A 12815-nucleotide genomic window follows, 5' to 3' on the forward strand; every position below is an offset into this window, starting at 1 on the left:
GAGATGCTCGCGCTCGCAGACAAGATGTTCACCGCCCTCAGCCGAGGCGATGTCGCCGTCCTCGACGAGATCTATCACGCGGACGTGAAGATCTGGCACAACTGGGACAACGCCGAGCAGTCCCGTGAGGACAACCTCCGCATCCTCTCGGGCATCCCCACCCGCTACGACGACTTCGGCTACGACGAAGCCCGCTGTACCGCCCTCGAGGACGGCTTTGTGCGTCAGCACGTCATCCGGGCGACTATCGGGGACAAGACCGTCAACGTCCCCACGATCTTCCGGGTGTTCGTCGACGGCGGCAAGGTCCGCCGCATCGAGGAATACCTGGACGCCGGCCAACTTCGCAAGGTCTTTGCCTGAATAGAGACGTGATCAAGAGAAACAGCCCCGCCGATCGATTCGATCGGCGGGGCTGTTTCCGTGCCTTATCTTGCCGCGCAGGAAGATTCGTTCTATCCCGAGATCACAGGAAGAACGCAGCGACCTCGTCCACCGCCTGGGTCAGTGCGGCGGCGATCTCCTCGCGGGTCACGTCGGACATCCGACTCTTGGGCGTGGAGACGTTCAACGTGTAGCGCGCCCCGCCGTACTCGCCGAGCGAGACCGCCACCGACGCGACTTCGTCCTCGGACTCCTCGTCGCTCGTGGCGAACCCGACCTGGCGGACCTCCGCGAGCCGGCGCAGTAGAACCGACCGCTTGGTGATCGAGTGCGAGGTCAGGCCCCCCGTCAACTTCTCCTTGGGGTAGAGCTCGCGCACCACACTGTCGTCCAGCGTGGCGAGCAGGGCCTTGCCCGACGATGTGCAGTGCGCAGGCATCGTCATGCCCATGCGGGATCCCACGCGCACCGCCCGAGCACTCTCGACCGAGTCCACGAAGGTCACCGTGTTCCCGTCGAGACGGGCCAGGTGGACCGTCTCGCCGAGGCTGGCCGAGAGCCGCTCGAGGACCGGGTGCACGCGCGCCCGAACGTCGGTCTGGCGCAGGACCGCGAACGCTATCGTGGTCAGCGCCGGACCCGGCTCGTAAGCCCGCGAGCCCTCGACCTGACGAACGAAACCGCGGTACTGGAGCATCGCCAGCAGCCGGTGCGCAGTCGACGAAGCCACCGAGAGATACTCGCTCACCTCGGTCAGCCGGATGCTGCGACGATCGCCGAGCAGCAGCAGGATCCGAAGCGCATTGTCGACAGACTCGATCGGGTACTGCGGACGATTCGGAGGTGCATCTTCCTTTGCAGTCACGCAGGTAGGGTAACGGCCGGGGTGCGCAACTCGTTCTTTGTGACCTTGCCCGAGGCGTTTCGCGGCAGCGCATCAACGATCACGAGGTCGGTCGGCAGCTTGTAACGGGCCAACCTCTCCCCCGCCCAGGTTCGCAACTCCTCGATGGTCAGATCCGCCGCGCCCTGCTTCAGCGCGACCACCGCGACGGGGGTCTCGCCCCAAGTCGCGTGGGCCCTGCCGATCACGGCAACCTCGGCGATGTCGGGGTGCCCGGCCAGCGCATTCTCGACCTCGGCGCAGTAGATGTTCTCGCCGCCGGAGATGATCATGTCCTTCGCGCGGTCCACGACATAGATGAAGCCTTCGTCGTCCATCCGCACCAGGTCACCGGAGTGGAACCAGCCACCGGCGAACGCCTGTGCCGTCGCCTCCGGATTGTTCCAGTACCCGGACATGAGCCCCTGGCCGCGGTAGACGATCTCCCCGACCTCACCGGGCTGCACATCCACCATGTCGGGGTCGACGATTCGGGCCCAGACCCCGGGCACCGGGCGCCCGACGGAGCCGAGCTTGCGGCGTGAGTCCTTGGCCTCCAGCACGCACGTCACCGGGGACATCTCGGTCTGCCCGAAGAGCGCGAGGCTCGCCGCGCCCGGCAGAACCTCGCCCATCTTGCGGAGCAGGGTGTCGCTGGCCGGCGCCGCACCCCAGGAGCTGACACGGAGCCTGGACAGGTCGCGCGGCACCCGCTCCTGCTCGTCGCAGACCGCCTGCCACTGAGTGGGTACGAGGAACGTCGACGTGACCCGCTCGCGCTCCGCGACGTCGAGGAGGGCGCCCGCGTCGAAGGAGGCGCTGGGCATGACGACCATCGTGGCGCCCATCAGGATCGCCGGCGCCACCAGGCCGAGGGTGCCGATGTGGAACAGCGGCGCGGCGCAGAGGCTGACCTCGTCGTGCATTTCGAAGCGGAACGCCATCACGTTCGTGGCCGCCTGCGCGGCCAGGTTGCGATGCGTCAGCACGGCGCCCTTGGGTCGTCCGGTGGTGCCCGAGGTGTACATGAGCAGTGCGGGCTCCGACTCCTCGGTCACGGCGATCGCGGCGCGCGAACCGGGGTGGGCGACGAGGACGTCGTACGGCGTAACGCCGTCAGCACTCTCGTCGATGCCCTCACCGAGCTGGAAGACCAGGACCTGGCCCGCGGCCTCCGCGGACGCGGCGATTCCGGTGGCGCTCGTCTGCTCGTCCACGAAGAGGATGGCGGAACCGCTGTCGTCGAGCGTGAACGCCACCTCGCCGACGCTCAGCCGGAAGTTGATCGGCACGGCAATCGCGCCGATGCGGTTCGCGGCAATCATGATCTCGAAGTACTCGGCCTGGTTGCCCATCAGCAACGCGATCCGGTCCCCACGACCAACACCACGCTCGGCGAGTGCGGAGGACACGGCCACCACGCGCTGTTGGAGCTGCGCCCAGGTGATCCGGCGGTCGCCGAAGACAATCGCCGTCAAATCACCGCGTTCGAACGCATGCCGGTCAACCTGGTTGACCCAGTGCTGCTTTCGAGCGAATTCCAGCTCTTCCATCTCGCCACTCATCGTCACCACTGTTCCTTGGGGAAACGCTCGGCGATCCAGTCGCACATGACCTCGGCGACCTTCTCGCGGGCGCCGGCCGGCTCGACGAAGTAGTGATCGCCCGGCAGGTCCTTGCGCTGCTTGTCGGTGCTGGCGATGGCGTTGTACAGCGCGTCCGCATCGCTGGGGAACACACCCGTGTCACCGTCGGGGTTGATGACGAACGCCGGCACGGTGATCTTCTCCATGTGCATTTCCGCGCGGCACTGGGACTCTTCGAGACTCCACATGTGCAGCCAGTTCCGCAGCGTGCTCCCGGCGCCGATGCCGCGGTCGCCGCGGTTTGCCACAGCGGTCGAGCCGCGGTAGCACTCGCCCGCAGGCCGATTGGTCGGCTCCATCGTCGCGTCGACCATGCGGGGGTCCGCCCAGGTACGCGGAACACCGAAGTGCCGGTCGAAGTAGCCGGCGGCGGTGACCCGGGCGAGCTCTTCCCTGGCCCAGGCGGTGATCCGGTGGTTGCGAGCAACCTGCGCAGCACGGTATCGCTCGATGAACTCCTCGGAGTACGGCGGGCCGTTCTCGGGGTTGAACAGGTCGAGTTCGGGGTCGGTCAGCGTCGGGTCGTTCTCGTCGACGACGGCTGCGTCCAGCCACGAGGTCAGCACATCAGGCCGGCCGCCGTGCGCGGCGAGGGAGATGTAGGCGTCACCGGGGATGAGCTCATTGATGCCCACTGCCGGTTCCATGTCACGGGCGGGGCGGATACACGGCTCGACGGCTTGCGCCTGGTAAGCCGCCATCAGCGACCCGCCGCCGGAATTGCCGAGCAGGATAACCTGATCCACACCTGCATGTTCCTTCAACCAGCGGACGCCCACGCCGATGTCGACCAGGGCCTGGTCGAGATTGAAGAGCTCCTCGTAGCCGCGGTAGCGGGTGTTCCAGCCCAGGAATCCAACACCGCGCTCAGCCATGAACTCGGCGACGTAATGCTCCGAGAAATCAATCTGGTAATGCGTAGCGATCATCGCGATGCGCGGCTTCTTGCCGGCCGGCGTGTAGTAGATCCCCTGGCACGGATAGCCGCCGGCCCCCGCGCGCTTCGCACGCGGTGACTCGCTGCTGACGAATTCCTTGTGGACGTTCGGGCTGGTGGTAGCGCCGGTCATGGTTAGACAACCTCGTATTCATTGAGACTTGCGTATTTCTTCAGGTGCGTAAACATCAAATCGACCCGTTCGAGGACGATGGGATCCGTCAGCCGGCCCTGCTCGTCAAAGTGATTGGGCGCGAAACTGAGAAGAATCTCGGGTCCCGGCAACACCGGGGACCGAGAGAAGACGAAGGTGTGACGCAGTTCGAACTGGCTGCGCGCTGTGCCGAGGCGGCCGGGGGTGGCGCCCATGAGCGCCACCGGCTTGCGCTCGAGCACCGATTGGCCCAGTGGCAGCGAAAGCCAGTCGAGCGCGTTCTTCAGGACGCCGGGGATGCCGCCGTTGTATTCCGGCGTCGCAATCAGCAGGGCATCAGCAGCTTCGACCTCGGCGCGCAGCGCGTGGACGCTCTCTGCCTCGTTACCGAAATCATCTTCGTTGAGCATCGGGATCTCGCCCAGCAGCTTCGTGATCCGCACGTCGACGTCGGCGGGCGCCATTGCCGCGGCCGCCTCGATGAGTTTGCGGTTCCACGAGTCCGCGCGGAGGCTGCCTGCAATCGCGCAGATTACAAACTTTCCGTCTTTCATCATGCAGCTCCTAGATAGGCCGCGACGACAGCTTCGTCGCGGATAACCTCGGCGGGCTTGCCGAGGGCGATTCGTTGACCGAAGTTGAGGACGCAGACGCGGTTCGAGATGCCCATGACCATCTTCATGTCGTGCTCAACGAGCAGGATGGCCACGCCCAGGTCTCGGTTCACCTGCACGATGGTCTCGGTCATCTCGGCGGTCTCGTCGTGGTTCATACCCGCGACGGGCTCATCGAGCATGATCAGCCGCGGTTCCATCGCCAGCGCTCGCGCCAACTCGATGCGCTTCTGCGTGCCGTGCGGCAGCGATCCGACGGGGGTGTCGGCCAGATGCTCGATCTGCATCAGGGCCGCGACCTCGCGAACCTTCTCCTTCGCGGCCTTCTCCTCGCGCGCAGAGCGGCCCAGCCACAGCATGTTCTCCAGGGCCCCCGCGCGCATCGCGTTGTGCCGCGAGAGCAACAGGTTGTCCAGCACCGTCATGGCCGGGAAGACCTCCACGTTCTGGAAGGTCCGGGCGATGCCCTTCTTCGCGATCTTGTGTGCCGGCAACCCGAGGATCTCCGCGCCCGCGAAGCGCACCGAACCGGACTGCGGTGCGTACACGCCGGTGATGCAGTTGAACAACGAGGACTTGCCCGCGCCGTTCGGACCGATTACGGAGAACAGCTCGCCCTCGGCGATCGAGAAGCTCACGCCATCAATGGCTTTCACACCGGAAAAACTCAGGGAAAGGTCCTCGACCTCCAACAGGTCGGCACGCGTCTCAGACATGCTGGATCGCTCCTTCGGTTTCGATTCCCGTGGCCGGCGCTGTGGGCGCAGACTCGGCTGCGCCCACGGCCGCCGCGCCCAGGTAGAGCTCTGCGATTTCCGCGTCGCCGCGCAGGTCCTCCGCCTTGCCCTCCTTGACCACGCGGCCGCCTTCGAGGACATATCCGTATTGGGCAATCGCCATAGCCATTGCCGCGTTCTGCTCGACGAGCAGGATGGATGTGCCTTCCTTGTTGATGTCGACGATCACGTCGCGGACATCCTCGACGATCTTCGGCGCCAAACCGAGGCTCGGCTCGTCGAGCAGGAGCACCTTCGGCTGGGACATCATCGCCCGCCCGATCGCGAGCATCTGCTGCTCGCCGCCCGAGAGGTAACCGGCCTTGCGCGCCATCAGGTCGCCCAGACGCGGGAAGTGGTGCAGCACCCGCTCCCGCGCCTCGAGTTCCTGGGCCTTGCGATAGCGCCGGACGTAGCCGCCGCTCGCGAGGTTCTCGGCCACGGTCAGGCCGGGGAACACCTGCCGGCCCTCGAGCGCCTGCGCGAGCCCCGCCTTGACGCGCTTCGACGAGCGCTCGTTGGTGACGTCTTTACCCAGCAGTTCGACCTTGCCCGCGGCGACGACGCCGCCGTGCACGCCGAGCAGACCCGAGACCGCGCGCATCAGCGTCGACTTGCCGGCACCGTTGGGCCCGAGGAGGCTGACGATCTCGCCCTGGGGAACCGTGAGGCTCACGTCCTCGAGCGCCAGCGAGGCTGCACCGTACCGGACGCTGAGGCTGTCGATGACCAGCGAGTTCATTTGCTACCTCCGGAGATTCGGGCTCGGATCCAGTCGACAGGTCGTTTGGAGAGTGCGACCAAACCCTTGGGCTCGAAGATGAGGACCAGCACGATCACGAGGCCGTACAGGAACTGTGAGAGCAGGGGCGCCGTGATGCCGCCGTCGGCGCTCGCGTCCTTCGAGACGAACGGAAGGTACGGCGAGACCACGTTGACCATCTCAGGCATCGCCTTGATGAAGAATGCGCCGAGGATCGCGCCCGCGACCGAGCCCATACCGCCGATGACGACCATGGCGATGAAGTCGACAGAGACCATCATCGTCCACTGGCTCGGCGTGAAGTAGCCCATGTAGGAGACCAGCAGCGCGCCGGAAACACCGGCGAGGGCCGAGGAGATGACGAAGGCGACGACCTTGGTCCTGGTCACAGGAATCCCGGCCACGCCTGCGGCGATGTCCCGATCTCGGACCGCCATGAAGGCGCGACCGAGCCGCGAGCGCTTGAGGTTCCAGGTCAGCACGGTGACGACGAGCAGCACTGCCAGCGCGAAGTACCACCAAGCCTGGAACGAGGTCAGGATCTCCTCGCCTCCCGACGACCAGTAACCGTCCAGCAAGTCCTGCCCATTGATCTCGACCGCAGGGGCCGTCCGACCATTGACACCACCGCTCATACTGGTCCAGGTCTCCCAGACGTACGTGCCGATGAAAATCAGGGCCAACGTCGCAACCGCCAGGTAGAGCCCGCGGATGCGCACTGCTGCAGGAGCGACCACCCCACCGGCGAGTCCGGCAACCACAGCGGCTGCGGGCAACCACAGCCAGACCGGCAGTCCCTCATCGACTCCCAGCCAGGCTGCGGTGTAAGCACCGATCGCCATGAATACCGCGTGGCCCATCGAGATCTGACCGGCAAATCCGGTGATGACCTGCATGCCGAGGGCGCCGACTGCCGCAATCAGCGCGAAGATTCCGACGCCCATCCAGAGGTCGGACTGCACGACCCACGGCACCAGCAGCATCGCCACGACCCACACCGCAACCCACACACGCGTGCTTCGCTTCTTGGTCCGCACGACGTCGGCCGGACCACCTGCGGTGTCATCGTCGATGGGTGCGGGTTCGAGAGTTGTTGTCATCGGTCAGACCCTTTCAACGCTTTTACTGCCGAAGAGTCCGTACGGTCGGACCACCAGCACGGCGAACATGACGATGTACGGCAGGACCTCGTGCAGTCGGCCGCCCCCGATGTCCGACAGGTAGTAGGACCCCATCACCTGAATCAGGCCGACGATCAGACCTCCGACGATCGCGCCGACCAGCGAGTCCATGCCACCGATCACGATCGCGGGGATGGCCAGCAGCGCCACGATGCCCAAGGACGGCGAGACCACCCGGGGGAAGGACGCCAGGAAGACGCCGGCCACCACGGCGAGGAAGGCCGCGAGTCCCCATGAGAGGGCGAACATCCGCCGTACGTCGATTCCCTGTGCGAGCGCCGCCTCCTGATGACTGGCGGTCGCGCGGAGCGCCAGTCCGTACGGGGTCTTCTGGAAGAAGTAGGCCAGTCCAGCGAGGACCACAACGGAGGTGCCGATCGTCACGATGCCACTCCAAGGCAGCACCACGGAGCCGACATTCACTGTGCCCGAGCCGACGGGGCCCGCCGAGCCGTGTGTGCCGACGCCCCAGATCATCAGGATCGCCTGGTGAAGCATGATCGAGATGCCCAGTGTCGCGAGCACGACGGTGGTCACGGATTTGCCGACCATGCGTCGGAGGAAGACCGCCTCGATCAGGACCCCCAGGACCACGACGATGACGGCCGCGATGACGAACGCCAGCCCCCAGGGCATGAAGGCCATCAAGGCCAACACGGAGTAGGCGCCCAGCGCCACGATCTCGCCGTGGGCAAAGTTGAATGTGTGCGAGCCCTTGAACATGATCACGAACCCGAGGGCGATCAGTCCGTAGACCATTCCCAGGGCAATGCCCTGGAAGCCGAGCTGTAAGAAGAGCGACATTTCCCCTTCTACTCCTTTGGTCGAACATTGTGCGGCACTGGGGATCTAGACGAGTGGCGTGTAGTACTAGCGTGACGTCGAGGCGCCCGCCGTCCTGAGGAAGCGGGCACCTCGACGCTCGGCTAGAAGCCGTTCGCGGCTCCCCAGGCCTTCGCCTCGTCGGTGGCCTTGAAATCTGCGACCGGGATCATCATCCCGGCGGCATCGACCCGGTTCATCCGCGTCTCGTAGCTGACAATCGAGTCGCCATCCTGGAGGTTGACGGCAGGCAGGATGCCACCGAAATCGATCTCGAGGCCTTCCATCGCCGCCAGCACGCCGTCGCGGGTGAGGTCCTTGTTCTCACAGGCCTTTTCGAGCACTGCCTGGGTTGCCACGCCGCTGAGCCAGCCGACGACCTGGAAGTTGCTCGGCGCCTCGTTCGGCGCGTACTCGGCCAAGGCCGCCTTCATGTCCGCGATACCCGGGACTTCGTCAGCGAGCACGCCGTAACTGGCGGACACGTAGAAGTTGTCCAGCAGGCCCGCGAGCGGCTTGGCCAGCGCCGCGTTCCAGGCAGCCGAGTAGCCGACCCACTTGGGCTTGAAATCAAGCTGCGCCGACTGGCCGACGATGCTCGAGGTCTGAGCCATCGTGTTGCCGAGGATCACTACCTGAGCGCCGGACTTCTTCAGGTCGGCGACCTGAGCGGTGAAGTCGTTGTCCGTAGGGGTGTACGCAGGGCTGGCGACCACCTCCACTCCATCGATCTTGTCCGCGGCGAACTTGACGGCGTCGGCGTAGATCGCGCCGTACTCATCCGCGGGGGTGATCACAGCGACCTTCAGCGGGTTGGCGGCGCTGGCACCGGCCTCCTGCGCGGCCCAGACGAGGCCGTTGATCAGCTCCACCTCGAAGGGCGGCGTGTAGATGGAGACCTTGTCGAGCTTGATCGCGGCGGTGTTGAGCGAGGAGGCGAAGGTGGGCATGTTGTCCTTCGCGATGTTGTCCTTGATGGCCATCATCGCCGGCGTTCCAACCAGCTGCGGCATCATCACAACCTTGTTGTTGATGGCGCGGTACTGCTGGGTGGCGACCTGAGGGTCGTACTTGGTGTCCATCTTGTGCAGGACGAGCTTGCGGTCGCAGACGCCACCGGCGGCGTTAACTGCGTCCACCTGCACCTGCATGCCTACCGTGGCCGAGGTGGCCGCCTGAGCAAGAGGACCGGAGTAGTCGGACAGCAGCGCCAGGTTGATCTCGGTGTCGGTCACACCGACGCCCATCTTGACGCCACCGGCACCCGTGGCGGCGCCGCTGTCGGACCCACCGCAAGCGGTGAGCGCGAGCATTGCGGCGACCGCGACAACCGGAACCGCCTTCCTTGAGACCATCTGAATACCCCTTTTTGGAATCTGTGACTTGACGCACATCGAATCAGCGCTCCAGTGCATTCAACAGCTCCACGGCCCTTCAGTCAACACCTGACTAGCGCTCGATAATCTCCAAACGCTACTGTTGCTACCTGCACATATCTGTCTACAATCCTCTGTGCAGAAAGGTTTTCTGCCAAACATGCAGGTTGTCGCCACGCGGGGAGAGTTCCGGAAATCGAGCAGCATGGTCGTCCGATTCAGTCCCGACGCCCGGGATCCACTCAGGGCAACCTCCGGTACTGCGCCGACAGGGCCCGGCCCCGGCGCGGAGGCCGAGCAGTCGCCCAGAGATCCGCGCGGGTACGTCGACGGACGACGGGCGACATGGTCAGCACACTTGGGTCGGACATGCCGAACACCTCCGGAGGCACCCGAGAACCGGGGCGCCAACGTCCCGCCCCTCGGCGAAGGGCGGCCGTCGACCGCCCCGCCGCGCACTTCCGAAGGTGTTTGCCAAGAATTAACTCAAATCGGATCGACCGGATGGCGTGGGATCCCCGACCGTCAGAAACCGTTTGTCTCGCCCCAGGCGCGAGCCTGATCGGTCTCGGCCCAGTCAGTGGTAGGGATCAGCAGGCCCTCGGCGTTGATGCTGTTCATCCGGCTCTGGTAGCTGACGACCGAGTCGCCGGTGCCGAGGTTGACTGCAGGCAGGATGCCACCGAAGTCGATGTCGAGATCCTTGACTGCGGCCAGCACGCCCTCGCGCGTGAGATCCTTGTTCTCGCAAGCCTTCTCCAGCACCGCCACGGTGGCGACGCCGCTCAACCAGCCGGCGACCTGGAAGTTGCTCGGCTTCTCGTTCGGCGCGTACTGCGCCAGAGCGGCATTCATATCCTTGATGCCCTGGACGTCATCGTTCAGTGCGCCGTAACTGGCGGAGATGAAGTAGTTGTCGGTCAAGCCCGCAAGCGGCTTGGCCAGCGCAGCGTTCCAGGAGCCCGAGTAACCGACCCACATCGGCTTGAAACCGAGCTGGGCAGACTGGCCGATCAGGCCGGGGGTCTGGGCCATAGTGTTCGCCAGCAACACGACCTGGGCACCGGAGTTCTTCAGCTCGGTGGCCTGGGCGGTGAAGTCGTTGTCGGTGGGGCTGTACGTCGGGCTGGAGACGACTTCCACGCCGGGGATCTCCTTCGCGGCGAACTTGACCGCATCCGCGTACGCGGTGCCGTATTCGTCCGCGGCCGCGAAGACACCGACCTTGAGCGGGTTGGCGGCGCTGGCGCCGGCCTTCTGCGCAGCCCAGACGAGGCCGTTGATCAGCTCCACCTCGAAGGGCGGGGTGTAGATGGAGACATCCTCGAGCTTGAGCGCGGACGAGTTCAGCGAAGCTGAGTAGGTCAGGATGCCGTCCTTGGCGATGCTGTCCTTGATGGCCATCAGCTGGGCCGTGCCCATCACCTGCGGGATCATCACAACCTTGTTCGAGATGGCGCGGTACTGCTGGGTGGTGATCTGGGGGTCGAACTTGGTGTCCATCTTGTGCAGGACGATCTGGCGTCCGCAGACGCCACCAGCGGCATTGACCTGATCCAGCTTGATCTCCAGGCCGATCGAGCCGGAAGTTGCCGCCTGAGCGATCGGGCCAGAGTAGTCGGTCAGAATTCCGAGATTGATCTCGGAGTCGCTGACACCCTTCCCGGTCTTGACCCCGTCCGCACTTGTGGAGCCTTCACCGTCCGACCCGCCGCAAGCAGTCAAGGTGAGCATCGAGGCGATTGCGAGGGCCGGAACAGCCTTCCTCAACATCTTCAGTACGTCCCTTCGGGTTGTGATCTGACCCACACCGAACCGGCGGTCTTGAGCATTGAACAGGCATGCAGGCCGCCGAGTCAAGGACTTGACTAGCGATCGATAAGCCCAAAATGCAATCGCTCAACCTGGACTGATACGCGCAAGTTTTCGTGTGCAGAGGAAATTTCTGCCGATGACACCGGTGCAGGACGCACGGGCAGGCAGACCACCTCAGCAACGAGGCTGAACCGAACTCGACGACAGTGCCGAGAGGGAGAACCGCAGGTGTGATAGAGCACGGGCCAACGGGCACGCCACCCGAGGCGCCTGGTCAAGCCGGGACACCTCGTGGCGCCAGGCGGCGCCGAGATTGAGAACAGCGCGAACCACCTCGTCCTGCACCGACGCGCCGGTGGACGTGAGGCCACGGCCGCGCGTGAGCACCACCGGCCGATCGCCCAGGGAATCGGCCACATCGCTGCCCGGGGTAGGGTTGTGAATCAAAGCGGCCCTGGGGAATACGGACCCTGGCATCCGGTTGACTGCGGGCGACGGCGGACGTGCCGGATGCTGGCCGGCCAACGCGTGACCCACATCCACCGATGTCGTCAAGGTACCTGACCATGATGCGGCGACCGAGACACCTGAACGTAATGCCTGGACTTGATGCTTCACGGGAGCGATCGCCCATCCAACGCGTAATTCCGCAGGACAGAACCCAGGATCTCGTTGTCTCCCTTGAGATCCAGGATCTCCCTGACGGGAGCCGATCTGGAGTTGCTCGGTCCACTCCTCACGACTCGGGGCCGATGCCGAGTTTCGGGCCGATGGCCTGGCAGGCGGAATGGAGGACCGCTACTTGTCGAGGTGGTCGAGGGTGCTCATTGACGCGCTTGCCGCGGCCTCTGCACGCTCTTCTCGGATACGCCCGATTCTCGGGAAGGCGGGCGTATCGAGTCCTATGATGTGGGCATGTTCGAGTTCGTTCTCTGGGGCTCCACTGGGCTCATCGTGGCGGGGCTCCTCGCATTCTGGTGGCGTCAAGATGCCCGAGAACGCAAGGAGGCCGAGCTCTTCAAGCGGTGGGCCAACGCGACGGTCTGGAACAACGATCCATCGGCGAAGGTCGTGGTGATATCTCGGACGGTCGAGGATGGCGCCTCGCTCAGCGACGGCGTCGTGGAGATCGAAGCGGTCTTGACTCCAGACTCGCCCGTAGTCGCGGAAGCGGGATGGTATCTCCTCATCGCGGGTTGGACGGATGCTCGAGACCGTGCGAAACGAGGCGAACCCATCGCGTTCGGGCCCGCTGAGATCCTCGACTCGTTCCCACCCCACACGCCTGAGCTCGTAGATCGATTGAGGGGGCGAGGGGATCGACCACCTCGCATCGCGAGCCGACTGCTCGGGCTCAGGGGACTCTAGGTGTACCTGGCCATCAGGTTGGTTGCAGTCGGCTGATCGGTGGGAGTCCTCCGAGTGCGCTGTGGCGTCGTCGAGTGTTGTAGTACTCGAGCCAGG

13 protein-coding genes are annotated in these 12815 nt (G+C 64.9%); 2 read left to right on the forward strand and 11 right to left on the reverse strand.

The features are described from left to right. The first annotated feature begins 3 nt into the window (after positions 1–3). Complete coding sequence (locus tag J2X34_RS27930) at positions 4–363, forward strand: nuclear transport factor 2 family protein (RefSeq protein WP_397484717.1); 360 nt, start codon at positions 4–6, stop codon at positions 361–363. Between the two features lie 103 nt (positions 364–466). Here J2X34_RS27930 and J2X34_RS27935 read toward each other — a convergent pair whose 3' ends face one another. From J2X34_RS27935 to J2X34_RS27980, 10 genes are all read right to left on the reverse strand, one after another. Further along, positions 467–1249 carry an IclR family transcriptional regulator gene (locus J2X34_RS27935; protein WP_114722035.1) on the reverse strand — a complete coding sequence of 261 codons (783 nt, stop codon included), beginning with the start codon at positions 1247–1249 and terminating at the stop codon, positions 467–469. After that, a complete protein-coding gene (locus J2X34_RS27940; RefSeq protein WP_258557891.1) occupies positions 1246–2832 on the reverse strand; it encodes a long-chain-fatty-acid--CoA ligase in 1587 nt (528 codons plus the stop codon). Before J2X34_RS27940 ends, J2X34_RS27935 begins: the two co-directional genes overlap by 4 nt. Positions 2833–2834: 2 nt before the next feature. Continuing rightward, entirely contained in the window at positions 2835–3983 is a 1149-nt protein-coding gene (locus J2X34_RS27945) for an alpha/beta hydrolase (protein WP_429520315.1), read from the reverse strand. Between the two features lie 2 nt (positions 3984–3985). Beyond that, positions 3986–4561: an NADPH-dependent FMN reductase gene (locus J2X34_RS27950; protein ID WP_114722037.1), complete on the reverse strand. Its 576-nt coding sequence runs from the start codon at positions 4559–4561 to the stop codon at positions 3986–3988. After that, positions 4558–5334 (reverse strand): ABC transporter ATP-binding protein, encoded by a 777-nt coding sequence (locus tag J2X34_RS27955; RefSeq protein WP_114722038.1) that lies wholly within the window; start codon positions 5332–5334, stop codon positions 4558–4560. The genes J2X34_RS27950 and J2X34_RS27955 overlap by 4 nt, the downstream gene beginning before the upstream one ends. After that, positions 5327–6136 (reverse strand): ABC transporter ATP-binding protein, encoded by an 810-nt coding sequence (locus J2X34_RS27960; RefSeq protein WP_114722039.1) that lies wholly within the window; start codon positions 6134–6136, stop codon positions 5327–5329. The genes J2X34_RS27955 and J2X34_RS27960 overlap by 8 nt, the downstream gene beginning before the upstream one ends. After that, positions 6133–7257, reverse strand: coding sequence for a branched-chain amino acid ABC transporter permease (locus J2X34_RS27965; RefSeq protein WP_114722040.1), 1125 nt, complete (start codon positions 7255–7257; stop codon positions 6133–6135). Before J2X34_RS27965 ends, J2X34_RS27960 begins: the two co-directional genes overlap by 4 nt. A gap of 3 nt (positions 7258–7260) precedes the next feature. Next, positions 7261–8142: a branched-chain amino acid ABC transporter permease gene (locus J2X34_RS27970; protein WP_114722041.1), complete on the reverse strand. Its 882-nt coding sequence runs from the start codon at positions 8140–8142 to the stop codon at positions 7261–7263. 122 nt (positions 8143–8264) lie between these two features. Then, positions 8265–9473: an ABC transporter substrate-binding protein gene (locus J2X34_RS27975; protein ID WP_181818777.1), complete on the reverse strand. Its 1209-nt coding sequence runs from the start codon at positions 9471–9473 to the stop codon at positions 8265–8267. Positions 9474–10061: 588 nt separating this feature from the next. After that, entirely contained in the window at positions 10062–11270 is a 1209-nt protein-coding gene (locus J2X34_RS27980; protein ID WP_429520316.1) for an ABC transporter substrate-binding protein, read from the reverse strand. 996 nt (positions 11271–12266) lie between these two features. Here J2X34_RS27980 and J2X34_RS27985 point away from each other — a divergent pair. After that, a complete protein-coding gene (locus tag J2X34_RS27985; protein WP_429520317.1) occupies positions 12267–12719 on the forward strand; it encodes a hypothetical protein in 453 nt (150 codons plus the stop codon). 13 nt (positions 12720–12732) lie between these two features. On the opposite strand, the gene J2X34_RS27990 is transcribed toward J2X34_RS27985, so the two are convergent. Further along, the coding region (locus J2X34_RS27990; protein WP_147283480.1) for an integrase core domain-containing protein at positions 12733–12815 on the reverse strand (83 nt) is incomplete at its 5' end.

Source organism: Rhodococcus sp. BE178 (assembly GCF_050433545.1).
Lineage (GTDB): Bacteria > Actinomycetota > Actinomycetes > Mycobacteriales > Mycobacteriaceae > Prescottella.